Source organism: Mesorhizobium sp. WSM4307 (genome assembly GCF_007003945.1).
Classification (GTDB): Bacteria; Pseudomonadota; Alphaproteobacteria; order Rhizobiales; family Rhizobiaceae; genus Mesorhizobium.
Map to the genome: position 1 here is coordinate 60,796 of NZ_VFTB01000005.1, position 17,913 is coordinate 78,708.

General features: G+C 63.6%; 18 protein-coding genes and 1 pseudogene. 10 read left to right on the top strand and 9 right to left on the bottom strand.

Annotation, left to right across the window (positions count from 1 at the left end):
* Window positions 1-106 precede the first annotated feature (106 nt).
* A complete protein-coding gene (locus FJV83_RS13005; RefSeq protein ID WP_142876168.1) occupies window positions 107-610 on the top strand; it encodes a heme-degrading domain-containing protein in 504 nt (167 codons plus the stop codon).
* Entirely contained in the window at window positions 607-1,872 is a 1,266-nt protein-coding gene (locus FJV83_RS13010) for a glycerate kinase (RefSeq protein ID WP_142886102.1), read from the top strand. The genes FJV83_RS13005 and FJV83_RS13010 overlap by 4 nt, the downstream gene beginning before the upstream one ends.
* A 9-nt stretch (window positions 1,873-1,881) precedes the next feature.
* Here FJV83_RS13010 and FJV83_RS13015 read toward each other — a convergent pair whose 3' ends face one another.
* The 3 genes from FJV83_RS13015 to FJV83_RS13025 are packed head-to-tail and all read right to left on the bottom strand — an operon-like array spanning window position 1,882 to window position 5,412.
* A complete protein-coding gene (locus FJV83_RS13015; RefSeq protein WP_095789488.1) occupies window positions 1,882-2,562 on the bottom strand; it encodes a UdgX family uracil-DNA binding protein in 681 nt (226 codons plus the stop codon).
* Window positions 2,563-2,620: 58 nt separating this feature from the next.
* Complete coding sequence (locus FJV83_RS13020; RefSeq protein ID WP_095771576.1) at window positions 2,621-4,021, bottom strand: glutamine synthetase family protein; 1,401 nt, start codon at window positions 4,019-4,021, stop codon at window positions 2,621-2,623.
* Window positions 4,022-4,032: 11 nt separating this feature from the next.
* Window positions 4,033-5,412, bottom strand: a complete 1,380-nt coding sequence (locus FJV83_RS13025; RefSeq protein WP_095789436.1) for an aspartate aminotransferase family protein — start codon at window positions 5,410-5,412, stop codon at window positions 4,033-4,035.
* A 168-nt stretch (window positions 5,413-5,580) separates the two neighbouring features.
* On the opposite strand from FJV83_RS13025, the gene FJV83_RS13030 reads away from it, so the two are divergent.
* Window positions 5,581-6,033, top strand: a complete 453-nt coding sequence (locus tag FJV83_RS13030) for a hypothetical protein (protein WP_142886103.1) — start codon at window positions 5,581-5,583, stop codon at window positions 6,031-6,033.
* An 18-nt stretch (window positions 6,034-6,051) separates the two neighbouring features.
* On the opposite strand, the gene FJV83_RS13035 is transcribed toward FJV83_RS13030, so the two are convergent.
* Window positions 6,052-6,483, bottom strand: coding sequence for a MarR family transcriptional regulator (locus tag FJV83_RS13035; protein WP_142886104.1), 432 nt, complete (start codon window positions 6,481-6,483; stop codon window positions 6,052-6,054).
* 64 nt (window positions 6,484-6,547) lie between these two features.
* Here FJV83_RS13035 and FJV83_RS13040 point away from each other — a divergent pair, with 64 nt between their 5' ends.
* Window positions 6,548-7,003, top strand: a complete 456-nt coding sequence (locus tag FJV83_RS13040; protein ID WP_095792176.1) for a hypothetical protein — start codon at window positions 6,548-6,550, stop codon at window positions 7,001-7,003.
* 2 nt (window positions 7,004-7,005) lie between these two features.
* Here the strand turns inward: FJV83_RS13040 and FJV83_RS13045 are convergent, their stop codons facing one another.
* The 3 genes and pseudogenes from FJV83_RS13045 to FJV83_RS13060 all read right to left on the bottom strand — a co-directional run bounded on the left by FJV83_RS13045 (window position 7,006) and on the right by FJV83_RS13060 (window position 10,405).
* The gene (locus FJV83_RS13045; RefSeq protein WP_142886105.1) at window positions 7,006-7,980 is read right to left on the bottom strand and encodes a WD40 repeat domain-containing protein; all 975 of its coding nucleotides are present in this window, start codon (window positions 7,978-7,980) and stop codon (window positions 7,006-7,008) included.
* Window positions 7,981-8,086: 106 nt separating this feature from the next.
* Window positions 8,087-8,303: pseudogene (locus FJV83_RS13050) on the bottom strand (GNAT family N-acetyltransferase); the annotation flags it as partial.
* Between the two features lie 1,037 nt (window positions 8,304-9,340).
* Window positions 9,341-10,405, bottom strand: a complete 1,065-nt coding sequence (locus FJV83_RS13060; RefSeq protein WP_142886106.1) for a GTP-binding protein — start codon at window positions 10,403-10,405, stop codon at window positions 9,341-9,343.
* Between the two features lie 401 nt (window positions 10,406-10,806).
* On the opposite strand from FJV83_RS13060, the gene FJV83_RS13065 reads away from it, so the two are divergent.
* Window positions 10,807-11,277 (top strand): MarR family winged helix-turn-helix transcriptional regulator, encoded by a 471-nt coding sequence (locus tag FJV83_RS13065; RefSeq protein WP_095771931.1) that lies wholly within the window; start codon window positions 10,807-10,809, stop codon window positions 11,275-11,277.
* On the opposite strand, the gene FJV83_RS13070 is transcribed toward FJV83_RS13065, so the two are convergent.
* Window positions 11,278-12,150, bottom strand: a complete 873-nt coding sequence (locus FJV83_RS13070) for an AraC family transcriptional regulator (RefSeq protein WP_142886107.1) — start codon at window positions 12,148-12,150, stop codon at window positions 11,278-11,280.
* Window positions 12,151-12,200: 50 nt separating this feature from the next.
* On the opposite strand from FJV83_RS13070, the gene FJV83_RS13075 reads away from it, so the two are divergent.
* Window positions 12,201-12,608 (top strand): DUF2000 family protein, encoded by a 408-nt coding sequence (locus FJV83_RS13075; RefSeq protein WP_095771583.1) that lies wholly within the window; start codon window positions 12,201-12,203, stop codon window positions 12,606-12,608.
* A gap of 6 nt (window positions 12,609-12,614) precedes the next feature.
* Here the strand turns inward: FJV83_RS13075 and FJV83_RS13080 are convergent, their stop codons facing one another.
* The gene (locus tag FJV83_RS13080) at window positions 12,615-13,955 is read right to left on the bottom strand and encodes a multidrug effflux MFS transporter (protein WP_142886108.1); all 1,341 of its coding nucleotides are present in this window, start codon (window positions 13,953-13,955) and stop codon (window positions 12,615-12,617) included.
* 311 nt (window positions 13,956-14,266) lie between these two features.
* On the opposite strand from FJV83_RS13080, the gene FJV83_RS13090 reads away from it, so the two are divergent.
* The 4 genes from FJV83_RS13090 to FJV83_RS13105 all read left to right on the top strand — a co-directional run bounded on the left by FJV83_RS13090 (window position 14,267) and on the right by FJV83_RS13105 (window position 17,887).
* Window positions 14,267-15,208, top strand: coding sequence for a DMT family transporter (locus tag FJV83_RS13090; protein WP_095771932.1), 942 nt, complete (start codon window positions 14,267-14,269; stop codon window positions 15,206-15,208).
* Window positions 15,209-15,286: 78 nt separating this feature from the next.
* Window positions 15,287-16,309: a LacI family DNA-binding transcriptional regulator gene (locus FJV83_RS13095; protein WP_095771585.1), complete on the top strand. Its 1,023-nt coding sequence runs from the start codon at window positions 15,287-15,289 to the stop codon at window positions 16,307-16,309.
* Window positions 16,306-17,289, top strand: a complete 984-nt coding sequence (locus FJV83_RS13100) for a 2-hydroxyacid dehydrogenase (RefSeq protein ID WP_095771586.1) — start codon at window positions 16,306-16,308, stop codon at window positions 17,287-17,289. The genes FJV83_RS13095 and FJV83_RS13100 overlap by 4 nt, the downstream gene beginning before the upstream one ends.
* Window positions 17,290-17,302: 13 nt before the next feature.
* Window positions 17,303-17,887: a hypothetical protein gene (locus tag FJV83_RS13105; protein WP_142886109.1), complete on the top strand. Its 585-nt coding sequence runs from the start codon at window positions 17,303-17,305 to the stop codon at window positions 17,885-17,887.
* Window positions 17,888-17,913 lie beyond the last annotated feature (26 nt).

The window sequence follows — 17,913 nt, forward strand, 5'->3', positions numbered from 1 at the left end:
CTGGATCTCAACACACCGACGCGCACGACCTTACGAAGTCGCACAGACGCTTGACCCGGCGGCAGCCATCGGTCAAAGCGTGCGGCGAAGTTGACAGGGGAACGACATGGCCGCTGCGGACGACATCGCACTGATCCGGAAACAGGAAGAAGTTCTTGTCTTCCCAGCCTTCGATGAGGCCGTCGCCTTCAAGATCGGCGCCGCCATCCGCGCCCGCGCAATCGCCGAAAACCTGCCCATCGTCGTCGACATCAGGCTGTGGGACCGGCCGTTGTTCTATGCGGCCATGCCGGGATCGAATGCTTCCAATCCCGATTGGGCGCGCCGCAAGATCAATGTGGTGAAACGGTTCCTGAGAAGCACCTACCGCATGGTGCTGGAGCAGCAACGCCCCGACCGCGCCTTCAAGATCGGCGAGGGCCTCGACATCTCCGAATATGTCCTCGCCGGTGGCGGTTTTCCGGTGACGGTCAAAGGCGCAGGCGTCATCGGCGTGATCGCGGTCTCCGGGCTGCCGGAACGCGAGGATCACGGCGTGGTCGTCGATGCGCTGTGCGATCACCTGGGTGTCGACAAACGTAGTCTGGCACTGGCTTCGGAAGCTGAATGACCGTGCTCGACCCCAAGGCCTTCCTCACCTCCATCTTCGACGCCGCCGTTGCCGCCGCCGATCCGGAACGGACGATCAGGGACCATCTGCCGGCCAGGCCAAAGGGCCGCACCATCGTCATCGGTGCCGGCAAAGGCTCGGCGCAGATGGCGGCGGCGTTCGAGAAGGTCTGGGACGGGCCGATCGAAGGGCTGGTCGTCACCCGCTATGGTTATGGCGCGAAATGCGAACGCATCGAGATCATCGAGGCGGCACACCCTGTGCCGGACGCCGCTGGCCTCGAGGCCTCACGGCGACTGCTGGAAAAGGTCCAGGGACTGACCGCCGACGATCTGGTCGTGGCGCTGATTTCCGGCGGCGGTTCGGCGCTGCTCCCATCACCGGCGGCTGGGCTCACGCTGGCCGACGAGATCGCCGTCAACGAGGCGCTGCTCGCCTCCGGCGCGCCGATCGCGGCGATGAACACCATCCGCAAGCATGTCTCGACCATCAAGGGCGGCCGGCTGGCCGCTGCTGCCTGGCCGGCCAAGGTGGTGTCGCTGGTGGTCTCCGACATTCCCGGCGACAATCCCGCCCTTGTCGCCTCCGGCCCGACGGTCCCCGATACCGGCAGCCGAGAAGACGCGCTGGCGTCGATATCGGCCTATGGCATGAAGCTGCCGGCCTCGGTGATGGCGCATATCAATTCGCCGGCGGCCGACGCTCCAGATCCCGACGACCAGCGCTTTTCGCTCAATGAAGTGCATCTGATCGCCTCGGCCGGCGTGTCTCTGGAAGCAGCAGCGGCGGAAGCCAAGCGCCAAGGGATAGAGGCCGTCATCCTCTCCGATGCCATCGAGGGCGAAGCGCGTGAGGTCGGCGGTGTCCACGCGGCCATCGCGCGCGAAGTGGCGACGCGCAACCGGCCATTTACGAAGCCGGTCGTCATTCTCTCGGGCGGCGAAACAACCGTGACCTTGCGGGCAAAAGGCAAGGGCGGCCGCAATTCGGAATTCCTGCTTGCCTTCGCCATCGGCATCAACGGCGTGCAAGGCATTCATGCCCTGGCGGCCGACACCGACGGCATCGACGGTTCGGAAAACAATGCCGGGGCCTTCGCCGACGGTTCGACCGTCTCGCGCATGCGCGCCGCCGGCGTCGGTGCCAAGGCGATGCTGGCCGGCAACAACGCCTGGACGGCGTTCCATTCGATTGATGATCTCTTCGTGCCCGGCCCGACGGGCACGAATGTCAACGATCTCAGGGCGATATTGATCCGATAGGCGACCGGTTCAGGCAGCCATCAGCCGCTTCACCTCTCTCATATCCCTCAGGAAACGCTCGCGCTCGGCCTCCTTGTCCGCGGCTTCACGGATGCGCAGGACGAAGGAGGGATGGATGGTGATGAACACGCGCAAGCCATCCTCGCGCTCGATTACCTGGCCGCGCATCTTCATAACCGGTGTTGCCTTGCCCAGCAGCGACAACGCCGCCGTCGCGCCAAGCGCGACAGCAAGATTTGGCTTGATCAACTCGAACTCCTTGTCGAGCCACCAGCGGCAGGCCTGAACCTCGCCGGCATTCGGCTTGGAATGAATGCGACGCTTGCCGCGCGGCTCGAATTTGAAGTGCTTGACCGCGTTGGTGACGTAGACTTTCTGCCGGTCGACTCCTGCGTCGTCCAGTATGGCATCCAAGACCTTGCCCGCCGGGCCAACGAACGGTTTTCCGGCGAGATCTTCCTGATCACCCGGCTGTTCGCCGACGAAGATCACCTTGGCGTTATCGGGCCCTTCACCGAAGACGGTCTGTGTTGCATTGCGCCACAGGGGGCAGCGACGGCAACCTTGTGCCGCCTCGCGCAGTTCCGTGACCGAGTTGGCATTGGTCTCGGCTGATATCAACTCGGCGCGTGGCACAGAAACGCGCCGGTCTGGCATCTTCGCCTTACGCGGAAGGTCCGTGGTCGCCATCATCCTGTCTCGTCCGGTTCGATATTGAAATGGACGAGGCGAACGATGGTTCCTTTCCTCAAACCTCGTGCAGATAGAGATGATAATCCAGTTCGCTCACCGTGCGTGCCACGCGCAGATATTCGGACTGTTTGATGGCCACGAAAGTGCGGTGCAGGTCCTCGCCCAGCGCACCTTTCAGGAAGCTGGAGGCCTTGGCCGCTTCGATCGCGGCGCGCCAGTCCGCCGGCATCGTCGTGCGGGTGACGGCCGCTTCATAGCCATTGCCGGTCGTTTCGGGGCCGGGATCAAGCCCTTCGTCGAGGCCTTTGATGATGCCGGCCAGAACCGTCGCGGCGATCAGGTAGGGATTGGCGTCGACGCCGGACGGCCGGTGCTCGATGCGCCGGTTCTTGGCGTCGCCAGCCGGCACGCGCAGCGCCACCGAGCGGTTGTTGACGCCCCAGGTCGGCGCCACCGGCGCATAGGATTGCGAGACGAAGCGCCGCCAGGAATTGGCGTGCGGCGCAAACACCAGCATCGATTCCGCCATCGTCTGGATCAGCCCGCCGAGCCCTTGCAACAGGGGTAGCGACCAGCTCTCGCCGCCGGCTTCGGCAAAGACGTTGCGGCCGGCTCTGTCCTGCAGCGAGACGTGGAAATGCATTCCCGAGCCGGCATATTTCTCGATCGGCTTGGCCATGAAACAGGCGGTCACGCCGTGGCGGCGCGCCTGCGCCCGCACCAGCCGCTTCAGCATGACGAGGTCGTCGGCGGCCCGCATCACATCCTTGCGGTAGTTCAGCGTCAGCTCGTACTGGCCGGGCGCATATTCCGATATCACCGTCTCGGCCGGGATGCCTTGCGCCTTGGCGGCGGCGTAGATGTCGGAGAACAGCGGCTCCATGCCGTGCAGATGATCGACGGAGTAGACCTCCGTCTTGCCCGAAACGCGGCCGTCGAGCACGGCGCGCGCCGGCTGCACCTTGCCGTCGGCGTCGCGCTCATTGGCCAGCAGGAAGAATTCCAGTTCGAAGGCGCCCGCCGGGTAAAGCCCCTTGGCCGCGAGGATGCCGACCTGCCGGGCAAGCGCCAGCCGCGGGTCCGACGACATCGGCTGGCCGTCGAGATGATACATCGCCATCAGCACCTGGCCGCGCGGCGGATTGGTGCCGTAGAGCGGCACCAGCGTGCCGGGGATCGGCCAGGCCCGGAGGTCGCCGTCGCCTGTGGTCCAGATCAGTCCGGTCTCGTGCACGTCCTCGCCGGTGATGTCGAGGCCGAGGATCGAGATCGGCATGTGCCGGCCGCCCTCGAAAATGCTTTTCAGCTCATGCCGGCGCACGATCTTGCCGCGGCCGACGCCATTGGCGTCGGTTAGCACGATATCGAAGGCTTCGATTTCGGGATGGGCGTCGAGAAAGGCTTGCGCCTCGGCGGGCGAGGACCCCGAAGGGGAGGTCACGATGGCATTGTCCATAGCCGCTTGTCTCATGCCGCAAGCTTTGCCGCAACCGCGCCGAAGGCGGCGATCAGCCGGTTGACCTGCGCGCCAGATGTCGCCGGCGAGATCAGCATCATGTTGTGGAAGGGCGCGATCAGCACGCCGCGATTGACCAGCGCGACATGGATGGCGGCCTCCAGTTCCGGCGCATGCGCGGTCTCGGCTTGCGCGCCGTTGCGCAACGGCCCAGGTGCGCAGATGAATTCGACGCGGGCGCCGACGCGGGCGACATGCCAGGGCAGGCGATAGCGGTCGATCACCCCGGTCAGTCCGGCATCGAGCCGTCGCGCCAGATGGTCCATGCGGTCATAATTCTCCACCGTCATCACCTCTTCGAGCGTGGCGCGCATGGCGGCGAACTGCAGCGGGTTGGCCGACAGCGTCGTGCCCATGCCGGAATAGCCGGGCTCCTTGGTCCTGTTGTAATCGGCGTAGCGCGAGGCGACCTCGTCGCTCATGCCCCACACGCTTGCCGGCACGCCGCCGGCGATCGGCTTGCCCAGCACGAAGAAGTCGGGTTCGAGCCCGTATTTCCTGGTGTAGCCGCCGGGGCCGGTCGAGATCGTGTGCGTCTCGTCGATCAGGAGCAGCGTGCCGGTCTCGCGGGTCGCCTTTCGCAGCGCGTCATGGAAGCCGGGATCGGCCGGCACCATGCAGGAATTGGTCAGCACCGGCTCAGCGATGACGCAGGCCACGTCCCTGTCTTTGAGGGCTGCTTCTAGTGCTGAAACATCGTTGAACTCGATGATTTTCGCCGTACGGGTCAGGTCGCGGAATTCGCCCGCCAATCCGGGCCGGTTGACCGGCTTGCCGTCGATCAGCCGCACCATCGTCTCGTCGACCGAGCCGTGGTAGCAGCCGTTGAACACCAGGATCTTTTCGCGCCCGGTGACGGCGCGGGCAACACGCAGCGCGAAGCGGTTGGCATCGGTCGCCGTCGTCGCGATCTGCCAGAATGGCAGGCCGAAACGCTGCTGCAGCAGCGGCCCGATGGCAAGCGCGTCTTCCGAGGGCAGCATATAGGTCAGGCCGCGCCCGGCCTGGCGACGGATGGCGCGCGCCACCGGTGGCGGCGAATGGCCGAACATCGAGCCGGTGTCGCCAAGGCAGAAATCGTCGAGCCTGTTGCCGTCTATGTCGGTGATCGCAGCACCTTTGGCGCTGTCGACCAGGATCGGAAATGGTGTCGGCCAGTCGTTCATCCAGTGCATCGGCACGCCGCCGAAGAAGCCGGGCAGGCCGTTGCCGACCTTGGCTTGCGATTTCGGCCGCGCCGCGCGGAAGGCCGCGCCTTCGGTCTCGCGCAATTGCGCGATGCGATCGCGGCTTATGCCGCCAATGGTCTTTGAACTGTCGCTGCTGTGCATGAAAACCCCTCTCGTCCGTCCCTCTTAGCCAATCCATATCCGCAACCGCAATTGGCCGCGCGCCCCCCCTGCATTGGCTCAGCCGCCTGCGGCGCCGCTTGGGCGCTGCTTGACCGTGCTGGCGAAGTCGGCGCCAATATGAGCGGAATTTGAGGTGGGCGAACAAAAATGCGGACGATCATCTGTGTGGCAATGCTCCTGGCGTCGGCTGGCACGGCCTTTGCCTCGGGCGGCATCTGGTGCAATGTCGACGATACGGCTGTGACATTCGATGTCGGCGCCGGCGTCACCAGAGGCATGGGCGGCCCGACCTTCAACTTTCGCGGCGACCTCGAAATCAAGGCGAGGCCGGCTGGCGATGGATTGCGCAAGACGGTGTTCGAGGATTCCAATCTGACCCAGTACTGGCTGGACGACAAGGAACTGCGGCTGAACATCTACCACGAACACGAGGCGGCAAACGCCTTCAATTCGGTCGAACTGACGATCCTGACCAAGGCCAGCGACGAAGGCGTCTATGACGGGCAATACACGCTTGCCGTCTATGACAATGGCGCCGACATCGACAAGGATGGCAAGCCGGCTGAATTGACGGGCAAGGTTTCGTGCGGGGCTGAGTAGGGTGGCCGATCGATTGCGTCAGCCTGCCTGCATCGAGGCGATGGCGCGCCGCATCAGGTCGAGAAACACCAGCCGCTCGTCCTCGCTGAAGCTGGTCAGTGCCACCTCGTTCTGTGAGCGCGCGGCCTGTGTCGCCGGCTCGCGCAGGCCAACGGCTTTCGCGGTGAGATGGATTGATTGCGAGCGCCCGTCTTCGGGGTGCAGGCGTCGTTCGATCAGCCCGTCACGTTCCATGCGAATCAGCGTGTTGGCCATCGTCGCTTGTTCCACGCTGAGACGCTGCACGAGTTCGCGTTGCGTCAGGCCATCATCATCCCACAACGCCAGCAGCGTCATGAACTGAGCGGGCGCCAAGCCGAGTGGCCGGATGCGCTGCTGCAGGCCGTTGGCAAACAACCGCGCCATGTGATTGGCCAGGAATCCCGCGGATCGTTCCTTGTGAAATGTCATGCCTGCCAGATAATAGTTGAATAGCATGCTATGCAATGATATATAGCTTGCTATGGAGATGGAAATGAAAACCAGAATTCATGCAGCGGCGGGCGCCATCGCGCTCACCACGGTGTCGGCTTTCTGGCTGTCGACCGCCACGGCCGAACTGCTCGGCGACGCGGCAGCGATCACAACGGTCAAGAACTGTGTGCTGGCCGGCATGGCGGTGCTCATCCCGGCGATGATCGTTGCCGGCGCATCGGGCTTTTCACTCGGCAAGGGCTGGAAGAGCCCGGTCGTGGCACGCAAGAAGTGGCGCATGCGCATCATCGCCGCCAACGGATTGCTGGTCCTCGTGCCCTGCGCCTTCCTGCTCAGCAGCTTTGCCGCGGCTGGTCGCTTCGACAAGTTTTTCGTAGTCGTCCAGACGATCGAACTGGCAGCCGGCGCAACGAATATCGCACTGCTGTCGCTCAACATGCGCGACGGGCTGTCGCTGCGGCGCAAGCCTCTTCGGCTGGCCGCGCGAGCGCGGTGAATTCAGGCCGTGATGTCTATGACACCGCAATCGCCGGCCGCGCTGCCGAAGGCGATGCGGCGCTCTTCCCTGTCCCACATCATCGAGGTGATGGCGCCCTTGCCCTGCCGGCGCAACAGCACTTCCTTGGCGTCGGCGAAGCGCGCGGCAATGACCATGCCGTCCTCATAGCCGATCGCCACGACATCCTGGCTTGGATGGCATGCCACGCAAGTCACCATCGTGTTGCCGCGCGTGCCGAGTTCCAGCGGCGCCTTGCCCATCGGTCCGTCCTTGCCCGAAAACGGCCAGACGATCGCCGCCGGCGCGCCGGAGCTCGCCAGCCATTTGCCTTTGACGCTCCATGACAGGCTTTTGACCTTGCCGGGATAGCCGGTCATGCGCATGTGTTTGCCGTCGGCCAATTTCCAGCCATGCAGGGCGTTTTCCTGCATGGTGGTGACGAGGAAAGCGCCGTCAGGCGAGAAGGTGATGCCGGTATGGGCGCCGGCCCATTCGAGTTCCACCGGCTTGCCCTCGGCGGCCGGGAAATGCAGCGTCGCGCCATTGTAGCGGGCAACGCCGAAGCGCATGCCCTTGGGCGAAAACGCCAGCCCCTCGACCGAGCGCGGATGGGCAAATTCCCTGGTCTTGCCATCGGCGAAGCGCACGAAGGCGGTCTTGCCCGTCGCATAGGCGACGGCGCCCTGCGGCCCGGCGGCGACGCTGGTGATCCATTTCTTCCCGGCGCTCGCCACTTCGGCGAGTTCGCCGCCTGTCTTCACGGAAAACACCTTGCCGTCCTCGCCGCCGGTGATCAGCCGGTCGTTGGCCGCATCGTGGAAGGCGGCGAGCAGCCCGTCATTGGCCTGGATGGTCTTGTGGCCATTGTCGAGCCGATGGACGGCGCCATCGGCCAGCGCGAAATGCGGCACGTCGCCAAGGAAGACGGCGGCTACGCAATGGCCTTCGAGGTCGAGGGGGGCAACTGTGGGCATGGGTATCTTTATTCAGTTGAATTGCAGCGGTTGCAGGGGCTTACTCGACGTTTAGGGTTCCGGCAACCTCGGAGGATCGGCGAGGCGGCAAGAGGCTGTAATCTGGTCAAAGCAGCCCGTTGGCTCGCAGTTCAGTTGCAAACGTCGCCAATGGCATCGCCAGGGTCAAAGCCGATCCCTGGAGGCGCTCTGCACCACAGCTGGCAGACCACCTTGCGGACCCGGTCGCTCTTGGCATCGATGATGAGCAGGATCCCGCCGCCTTCGCCGGCAAGCCGCAGGCAGCGCAACGAGGCGGCGGCGAGCAGTTGACCTCCAGCCCCGCCCGATGGCGGGTTGGACATCTTCCGATCCCCAACGGAACGGGGATAACATCACCGATCGTGATTTCCAGGTGGGAACGGAACTTCCGCACCCTGCGATTGTATGATGACCCGAACCATGTTCCTGGCGATGCTCGCGCCGCTCGCTCCGGTCGTTTGAGAAAGGAACAATGTGCTGGGCTTCTTGGAGCGCAGGGGCCTTCGGCTGTTCGTGACATTGTTGGTCGCTTTGTCAGTCGCTGCCGGCTACGCTTTCCTCAGACGCAAAATACTGTGGGAGACGGTGCAGACCTGCGCACTTGCAAGTACGCGGTTTGGCGTCGCCTTCCCCTGCGACGAGGTGATACTGACCGAGCAAGGGGATTACGGGTCAGTGCTCATCAAATCACCTCTACACCGGACCGAGTTTGTGGTGGCCCCAATCACAGCCGTTGCGGGCTTGGAGAGCCCATCCGCCCGTTCCACTGATAGCGCCCAACTATGGAACCGGGCATGGGAAGCCCGGCAGAAAGTCGAAGCAAGACTCGGACACGGCCTGCCACGATCAGCCGTTGGTCTGGCGGTGAATTCCCGATTTGAGCGGTCCCAGGATCAGTTGCACATCCACGTCGATTGCTTGCTGGAGTCGGTTGAAAGGACGCTTGCCTCAGATGGGCCGAAGCAAGACGCGGCCTGGCAACCGTTTCCATTGATGTTGAACGGGCGACCCTATTGGATAATGGCAGTGGATGAGCCGGATCTGCGAACCACTAACGTGGTTGGCTTGGTTGTTGCCGGTTTGCCTCAGGCACGACATGCTATGGATGATCTAAATGTACTCGTCGCCGGTGCAACGCTGGCTGACGCGAGGCCGGGATTCTATATTCTGGTAAATTGGGGAAGGGCAGCCGAGCACCTCCTCGATCACAGATGTACTTCGCGCTAGCCATCGCCTGTTGGTCAAAGCCGATCATTCGACCATTTCAAGGACGCCCTCGCTGTGACGCACCCGTCCGTCTTCCTTTACATCTAGCCTGGAACCGCACGGCAAAGCCTGACTAGGCCTGGCAGGCCTCGAAACTCTTCTTCAGCCGCTCGGCGTCCAGTTCGCGGCCGATGAACACCAGCCGGCTCTCATGTTTCTCGCCGTCTTTCCAGGCGCGCTGATGGTCGCCCTCGATGATCATGTGCACGCCCTGGATGACGTAGCGTTCATCATCGCCTTTCAGGGCAATGATGCCTTTCAGCCGCAGGATGTTGGGGCCTTCCATCTGGGTGATCTTCTCGATCCATGGGAAGAATTTCTTCGGGTCCATCTCGCCGCCGCGCAACGACACCGACTGCACCGTCACATCATGGATGTCTGAGGGATGCGCGTGTTCGTGGTGGTCATGCCCGTCATGATCATGGTGGTGGTGATCGTGGCCATCATGGTCGTGATGATCGTGATCGTGGTCGTGATCGTCATGCGCCTCGAGGAAATGCGGATCGTTCTCCAGCGCCCGGGAGAGGTCGAAGGCGCCGCGGTCGAGCACTTCCGACAGGGCGACGCCGGCGCGCGTGGTGCGATGGATCCTGGCCGCCGGATTGATGGCGCGGATCGTCGCCTCGACCTTGGCGAGCTCTTCCGGGGTGACGAGATCGGTCTTGTTGAGGACGACCACATCGGCGAAGGCAATCTGGTCCTCGGCTTCCTTGGAATCCTTGAGCCTGAGCGGCAGGTGCTTGGCATCGACCAGCGCCACCACCGCATCGAGCTTGGTCTTGGAGCGTACGTCGTCGTCCATGAAGAAGGTCTGCGCCACCGGCACCGGATCGGCGAGACCGGTTGTCTCGACCACGATGGCGTCGAAGCGGCCGGGCCGGCGCATCAGGCCCTCGACGACGCGGATCAGGTCGCCGCGCACCGTGCAGCAGACGCAGCCATTGTTCATCTCATAGATTTCCTCGTCGGATTCCACGATCAGGTCGTTGTCGATGCCGATTTCGCCGAATTCGTTGACGATGACCGCGTAGCGCCTGCCATGGTTCTCCGACAGGATGCGGTTGAGCAGCGTCGTCTTGCCGGCGCCGAGATAGCCGGTGAGAACGGTTACGGGGATCTGCGTCTGTGCGTCGCTCATGGCTTGCCTCGAGATGACTGGGCCTTGAAATCCAGGCCGCGAAAAAGGGATTCTCGGCTCCATATAGGATGTGTGCGGGGCTTTTGCACGGGGCAAACCGATGGGCCAAAGCTCTTGGCCCGGCCACTGCGATATCGGCGTGCCGGATGACTGCGAAAGTGCGCCTTTGTCGCGAGCAAGCCGCGTCTCACGTCACGCGTGCCCCACCTTTGCGGCGATTCCCGTGCGGCGAAAAGTCGTTTGTCATCTAACTGAAATAAACATCTGGCATTAGCCACGGCGGGCACCGCAATGCTTGCCGGCAAAGCTGTTTCACGCGCCGGATTCTTTTTATCGTCGATTGCCAACCGGCCGGCTGCGTCTATGCTGTCGCTACCGGTATGGCCGAAGAGGGGATGATCATGGCCAAGGCGGACAAAACTGCAACAATGAGCCGGCTGCATTCGGCGGCAAGGCTGGCAAGAACCGCGCTGGCGGCCCGGCTCCTGGCGCACGGCTTCTATGCCGGCCAGGACCAGATCATGCTGGCGCTCGACCGCGAGGACGGCCAGACGCCTGGCAATCTCGCCGGCCGCCTCGGCGTGCGCCCGCCCACCATCACCAAGACCATCAACCGGCTGCAGGCGCAGGGCTTCCTGGAAAAGCGCGCCTCGTCGGCCGACGCCCGTCAGGCTCATATTTTCCTCACCGACACTGGCCGCGATATCATCCACGCCATCGAGAAATCGGTGAAGAAGACCGAAAAACAGGCGCTGAAGGGCCTCGACAAGAAAGACCAGAAGGCGCTGTTCAAGCTGCTGGCCCGCATCGAGGCCAATCTCTCCAACGAGGAGCTTGTGCTGATCGACGACGACGCCGAGGCGGACGAGTGATCAGGCCCCTGCAGGAGCCGCGTCCCGGATCAGCGAGGACCAACGCCCCGGCGTCATGCCGAATGCCTTCTTGAATTGCCTGTTGAAATGGCTCTGGTCGGTGAAGCCAGCCTCGACCGCGATCTGCGCCAGGGGCTCGCCGGCGGTAATCATCCGCCGCGCGCGCTGAAGCCGGCGCATCACCAGGAAACGATGCGGGCTGGTCGAGAAGGCGGCGCGGAAATGCCTCGATAAGGCGTAGCGGTCCAGTCCGGTGACGGCTTCCAATTCGCCGGAACGCACCGGGCGCATTGCGTTCTCCGTAAGATAGTCCCGCGCCAGCGTCGCCGCCCGCCATGCCGTCCGGGCCATCGGCTTTGCCGGCTCGCCGGCATGCCGTGCCAGGCCATGCATTAGTTGCGTGAGAAAGTCATCGACGAACAGCTCGTCGAGTTCCTGCTGCAGCGGCCCCAGCGCTGAAAGCAGCGTGGCGCAGAAGGCTTCGTCCCGCACCACGGCATCCCTGACGAAGGGCAACGACGCGCCGCCAAGGCAGTCCAGCATCAGAGACGGTTCGAGATAGAGCATCCTGTAGCGCAACCCGTCCTCGGTGCCGGCGCCGCCATCATGCAGTTCGTCGGGATGCAGCACGATGATCTGGCCGGGCAGGCTCAATCGCGTCGCACCGCGATAGCGAAAGGTCTGCACGCCATGCAGCGTCACCCCGATCGCGTAGGTGTCATGACGATGCAGGTCGAAGGCGCTGCCATGAAAGCGCGCCTCGATCCGCTCCATGCCGGCGGGGTCGGGTGCGGAAATGATGCAGTTCTCCGCCGCATCCGCGCACAAACGTCCAAGACCCCTAGAGGCCTGCCGGTCTATTTCGAACGACATCGTCTCCTTCAGCCTCGTAGTCGCGGCCTAACCTCGAATGGTCTTTTCTCATGTTCGATACGAAATTTGCAATCGTCCTGCGGGAAGACCTGCCCGTCTGGCAGAAACTCAACGTCACCGCCTTCCTGACCAGCGGCATTGTCGCGCAGTTTCCCGACATCATCGGCGAGCCCTATCGCGACCGCTCGGGCAATCTCTACAATCCGCTGTCGATCCAGCCGGTCATCGTGCTGTCGGCAGATCAGGCGACCCTGGCCACGATCCACCGGCGCGCGCTGGAGCGCGGCGTGACGACTTCGCTCTATGTGGAGGAGATGTTTTCCACCGGCTTCGATGCCGCCAACCGCGCCGTCTTCGCACAATTCGCGCCCGAAGACGCCCAGGTGGTTGGCATCGCGCTGCGCGCCGACAAGAAGGTGGTCGACAAGATCACCAAGGGCGCCCGCATGCAGGCATAGCGACACTCAATCGGCTGGCTGCCGCCGATCGAGAGCATCTGCATACAGCGCCGCCAGCAATGCGAGGGCCGCTGATATCAGCATCGTCACGAACAGCGCGGGGATCGACCTCGCCAGGAAGAGGCCGGCGATGGAGGCTATGAGCGCCCCGCCGCCGATCCGCATCGCGGCAGCCAGTCCCGCGGCGGTGCCGACCAGATCCGGTCGTACGGACAAGGCGCCGCTGTTGGCCGCGGGCATGGTCAATCCATTGCCGACGCCGATGAACAAGCAAGGCCCAAAGAAGGCCAGGACGTGCGTGATACCAAGGCTTGACAGGGCCAGGCCGGCCAGCAGACCGGCGCAGGTCAGGAGGCGCGCAAGAACGAGTATGGCGCCCAGCGAGGTTTTCGAGGCGTAGCGCCCGGCCAGATAGCTGCCGAGAATGAAACCGGTAGGGACCAATCCCATGTAGAAGCCGAGCTTCGCGCTTGACCTACCGAGCTCGTCGCCGACGACCAATGGCGCTCCTCCCAGGAAGACGTAAAGGACGCCCATCGAGGCAGCCATGCACAGCGTGTAAGCCCAAAACCGCGCCGAACGCAGGAGAAGCCCATAGGCGACAACGTAATTCCCACGCGATCTCGGCAATGGAATTCTTCTGATCTCGCGCATGGATAGGGCGAAGGCGGCTGCACCCAGGATCGCAAAGACAACGAAACTTGACCGCCATCCGAACAGTTCGTCCAGGGAACCGCCGAACAAAGGACCGACCATGGGCGCGAGCGCCCACCCCATGGCGAGATAACCGAATTTGCTGGCGGCTTCGCGCTCGTCCGATGTCTCCTTGATGATCACCAGAGCGACCGAATAGCAGGGGCCGATGCACGCCTGCATCGCGCGAAACAGAAGGAAGGTGCCGATATTAGGAGCCACAGCGCAGCCGATGGACGCCGCGACGAAGATCGAGAGAGATGCCAGGACGACCGGCCTGCGCCCAAATCGGTCCGATATTACACCCCCGATGGCCTCCATGACGGCGGTGATGATCGCAAAGCCGGCAACCGACAGATTGACCAAGGCGAAATCGGCATGAAACGTTACGGCAATGTTCGGCAGCGACGGCAAAATCATGTTCACCGGCAACACGGCAAGAGCCGAAAGCAGGATAAGTGTAATCAGTCGGGGTGGAGCAGCCGGTTCGGAGACCCTCGTGCTACCGATTGTGCCTATAGCCGGACGCCGAATGGGGTTGTCGCTCGCCATGATCTCGCTCGCCTTGTCGGGGGATTGAAGTGAGGGGTCTGACGGGTGGCCCGAATTCCGGGCATAAAAAAAGGCCCCGTCAGGAGCCTGCTTACCGCGCATGGGTGCTTTCGCCGGATGGTTACACCATCCTGCCCATGCGCTCCCTTACGACGACCAAAGCCATTGCGATGTTCATGGCATCAGAGCTAGGCGCAAAAGATGCGTGTCGTCAAGGCAGCATGGTTGCGACGCCGATCGACATGCGGCCAGGCTGAGGCCTGACCCAGGCGGCGATGGCGGTTTGGGCCATCGCATGCGAGACGGGGCTAAGCCTGTCGGAACGTCTTGTTGTGCCAGGCGCTTTTGGCTTGCCGGCAAGCGACAATTCCCGCAAAGGTGCGCTTCAGCCCAGCTTTTCCCCCGGCCTGCAAGTGAATGCTTCCCAAAGATATGTCGAAAGCGCGACGCCGCCGGTGGCGATCCTGTGCATGCTGACCACCTATGTCTTCTTCACCTTCCTCGACACCTCGAGCAAATATCTCGTCCTTGCCGGCGTTTCGGCGCTGATCGTCGCCTGGGTGCGCTTTGCCGTGCATGTCGTGCTGGTCGGCACCCTCCTGCGCGGCTGGCGCGATCCGCTGCGGTTTCGCCCGGTCAACCTGCCGGCGCATGTGCTGCGCGGCGTGTTCCTGTTCGGCTCGACCATGTGCAACATCCTGGCCCTGCGCTCCCTGCAACTGGCCGAGACGACGTCGATCTATTTCTTCGGGCCGATGGTGATCACCGCGCTTGCCGGCCCGCTGCTCGGCGAATGGGCCGGCTGGCGGCGCTGGCTGGCCATTCTGGCCGCGTTCGCCGGGGTCCTCATCATCACAAGGCCAGGTGTCGGCGTCTTCGGCATCGGCCATCTCTTCGCACTCGGCTCGATGCTGTCGAACTGCTTCTATGTCATCATGACGCGCCGCATGTCGTCGACGGAGACGTCGGAAAGCCTGATCCTGTTTTCGGCGCTGGCGCCGACGGTGCTGCTTTTGCCCATGCTGCCGTTTTCCTTCTCGCTGCCGCATGATGGCTGGCACTGGTTCATCCTGCTCATGCTTGGCGTGTTCGGCGGTGTCGGGCACTGGCTTCTGGTCCAGGCCTATCGGCTGGCGACGACCACGGCACTGGCGCCCTATCCCTATTCGCAGATGGTCTGGATGATCATTTCCGGCTGGATCATCTTCAAGCAGTTCCCGGATCGCTGGACGCTGGTCGGCGCCGCCATCATCGTTGCCAGCGGCCTCTACATCGTCCATCGCGAGCACCGGCTTCGGCTGCGGAGCCGCGCGGCCTCCGATGTCGAGGCCGAGGCGCTGGCAAAAAAACTTTGATTTGCCCCCGATCGGTGGCATAACGCCGCCTTTAAACAGTTTAAGTCGCAATTCAGCTCGTTCGGGGAGCGCAAGGCGCTGGCACAAAAAATCAAGCTTTCGACGATCGCCGATGCACTCGGCGTGTCCACGGCCACCGTGTCGCTGGCGTTGCGCGACAGCCCGCTGGTGGCCGGCGCGACGCGCGACCGCATCAAGGAACATGCGCGCGCTATCGGCTATATCTACAACCGCCGCGCCGCCAGCCTGCGCACCTCGCGTTCGGGCATTGTCGGCGTCGTCGTGCACGACATCATGAACCCGTTCTTCGCCGAGATCCTGCGCTCGATCGAGAGCGAGCTCGACCGCAGCCGGCAGACCTTCATCCTGTCCAATCACTACGACCAGCTCGAAAAGCAGCGAACCTTCATCGACACGCTGCTGCAGCTCGGCGCCGACGGCGTCATCATGTCGCCGGCCATCGGCACCCCGGCCGCCGACATACTGATGGCCGAGGAAAACGGCCTGCCGGCGGTGCTGATCGCCCGCACCGTCGAGGGCGCCGACGTGCCGGTGTTTCGCGGCGACGATTCCTATGGCACCGGGCTTGCCACCAACCATCTGATCTCGCTCGGCCACAAGCGCATCGCCATGATCGGCGGCACCGACCAGACCTCGACCGGCCGCGACCGCTATCAGGGCTATGTCAACGCCATGGAGGCGGCAGGGCTCGAAGTCAGGCCGTCCTGGCGCATCGCCGGTCCGCGCACCAAGCAGGCCGGCTTCGAGGCCGCCGGGCAGTTCCTGGCGCTGAAGGACAGACCGACCGCCGCCTGCTGCTGGAACGACCTCGTCGCCATCGGCCTGATGAACGGCATTGCGCGCGCCGGCCTGGTGCCGGGCATCGACATCTCCGTCACCGGCTATGACGATCTCGAGGAGGCGGCGATCGCCACGCCGGCGCTGACCACCGTCTGGAACGGCCAGCGCGAGGTCGGCCGCCGCGCCGCCAGCGCGCTGCTCGACAAGCTCAATGGGCAGACGGTGCGGCCCTCGCAGGAATTGATCAAGCCGGAGCTGCATGTGCGCCAGTCGACCGGCAAGCCGGTGGAGCGGGCATGACCAAGGCCGAACAGCTGCAAGCCGTCGCCATTCTGGTGCCGGCGGACTTCAGCGACCATGCCGTCCGGCGCATCGACCGTACCTTCAAACAGATCAGGATCGAGCGCGCCGATCCGGCGCTGGTCACCGACGAGATGCGCCGCATGGTGCGTGGCATTGCTTCCTTTGCCGGCATCAGCGCGGCTATGATGGATGCGCTGCCCAATCTCGAACTCATCGCCTCCTTCGGCGTCGGCTATGATTCGGTCGATGTCGGCCATGCGGCGGCGAAGAACATCATGGTCACCAACACGCCCGACGTGCTGACCGAGGAGGTCGCCGACACCGCGGTCGGGCTGTTGATCAACACGATCCGCGACCTGCCGCGCGCGGAAAACTGGCTGCGCGACGGCAGCTGGGTGCGCAAGGGCAACTATCCGCTGAGCCGGCTGACCTTGCGCGCCCGCCGCGTCGGGATTTTCGGCATGGGCCGCATCGGACAGGCCATCGCCCGGCGGCTCGAGGCGTTCGGCCTGCCGGTCGCCTATCACAATCGGCGTCGCGTCGAAGGTCTTGCGTATCAGTATCACCCGACGCTGAAAGGTCTTGCGGAAGCGGTCGATACGCTGATTTCGGTGGCGCCTGGTGGCGCTTCTACGCAGAAGGCGGTCAATGCCGAGATCCTGTCGGCGCTTGGCGCCAACGGCGTCTTCGTCAATATCGGCCGCGGCAGCACCGTCGACGAGGCGGCACTCGCGGCGGCGCTTGCCGGCGGCACCATCGCCGCCGCCGGGCTCGACGTCTTCGCCGACGAGCCGAATGTGCCCAAGGCGCTGCTCGACGCCCCCAACGCCTCCCTGTTGCCGCATGTCGGCTCGGCCTCGGAGCACACACGCCGCGCCATGGCCGATCTGTGCGTCGACAATCTGGTGTCCTGGTTCACCGAGCGCCGTCCGCTGACGCCGGTGCCGGAGACGGCGCATGTGAAGGCTCGCGGCTAGCGAAGGCAAACCGATGACGGTGAAGCTGCCTGACAATTCCACGATTTTGGTCGCCACCAATGGCCGGGACCAGATCATTTCAATTCCGTATCCAAGGCGGCCCTTCGCCAACTACCTGATCGGCATATTCGTTCTTTGCTGGCTAGGTGGTTGGGCCTTCGGTGAGATGACAGCCGCATATCAGCTCGTTACCAGGCCGTTCGGCGGGCCTACGGCGTTTGTTGCCTTCTGGCTCTGCGCTTGGACAGTCGGCGGCATCTTCGCAATGCTCATGGTTCGCCGCATTTTCCGGCGCTCCGTGCCCGAAGTGATAAGGCTCGATGCGGCCGGGGTCAGCCATGACCCTGGGTTGCCGCCGTTCAAGATGCCATCCTACGGCGCCTCCGCCTGGACGCAGCTGTTTTCGAAGCGGACCGAGCGCCGGTTCGACCGGATGCAGCTCAAATCGCTGAGACTTCGCGACGGCGATACTCGCAATCGCCTGACAGTCGACTCTGGTGCCCAGAGGGTCGAGATTGGTTCGGCAGCCACCGATGTCGAGCGCGAGTGGCTCTTCAAACTCCTTTCAGATCACTATCCGCCGGCCGTCCCGCAATAGTTCGACGGTTTCGTCTTCGGCATTCG

Bases quoted from the DNA above. Each gene is read 5' to 3' on its own strand.
- FJV83_RS13025 (WP_095789436.1), bottom strand. From the start codon at position 5,412: ATGCACAGCAGCGACAGTTCAAAGACCATTGGCGGCATAAGCCGCGAT.
- FJV83_RS13065 (WP_095771931.1), top strand. From the start codon at position 10,807: ATGGCCAAGGCGGACAAAACTGCAACAATGAGCCGGCTGCATTCGGCG.
- FJV83_RS13005 (WP_142876168.1), top strand. From the start codon at position 107: ATGGCCGCTGCGGACGACATCGCACTGATCCGGAAACAGGAAGAAGTT.
- FJV83_RS13100 (WP_095771586.1), top strand. From the start codon at position 16,306: ATGACCAAGGCCGAACAGCTGCAAGCCGTCGCCATTCTGGTGCCGGCG.
- FJV83_RS13070 (WP_142886107.1), bottom strand. From the start codon at position 12,150: ATGTCGTTCGAAATAGACCGGCAGGCCTCTAGGGGTCTTGGACGTTTG.
- FJV83_RS13080 (WP_142886108.1), bottom strand. From the start codon at position 13,955: ATGCGCGGTAAGCAGGCTCCTGACGGGGCCTTTTTTTATGCCCGGAAT.
- FJV83_RS13010 (WP_142886102.1), top strand. From the start codon at position 607: ATGACCGTGCTCGACCCCAAGGCCTTCCTCACCTCCATCTTCGACGCC.
- FJV83_RS13015 (WP_095789488.1), bottom strand. From the start codon at position 2,562: ATGGCGACCACGGACCTTCCGCGTAAGGCGAAGATGCCAGACCGGCGC.
- FJV83_RS13075 (WP_095771583.1), top strand. From the start codon at position 12,201: ATGTTCGATACGAAATTTGCAATCGTCCTGCGGGAAGACCTGCCCGTC.
- FJV83_RS13045 (WP_142886105.1), bottom strand. From the start codon at position 7,980: ATGCCCACAGTTGCCCCCCTCGACCTCGAAGGCCATTGCGTAGCCGCC.
- FJV83_RS13035 (WP_142886104.1), bottom strand. From the start codon at position 6,483: ATGACATTTCACAAGGAACGATCCGCGGGATTCCTGGCCAATCACATG.
- FJV83_RS13020 (WP_095771576.1), bottom strand. From the start codon at position 4,021: ATGGACAATGCCATCGTGACCTCCCCTTCGGGGTCCTCGCCCGCCGAG.
- FJV83_RS13060 (WP_142886106.1), bottom strand. From the start codon at position 10,405: ATGAGCGACGCACAGACGCAGATCCCCGTAACCGTTCTCACCGGCTAT.
- FJV83_RS13105 (WP_142886109.1), top strand. From the start codon at position 17,303: ATGACGGTGAAGCTGCCTGACAATTCCACGATTTTGGTCGCCACCAAT.
- FJV83_RS13030 (WP_142886103.1), top strand. From the start codon at position 5,581: ATGCGGACGATCATCTGTGTGGCAATGCTCCTGGCGTCGGCTGGCACG.
- FJV83_RS13040 (WP_095792176.1), top strand. From the start codon at position 6,548: ATGAAAACCAGAATTCATGCAGCGGCGGGCGCCATCGCGCTCACCACG.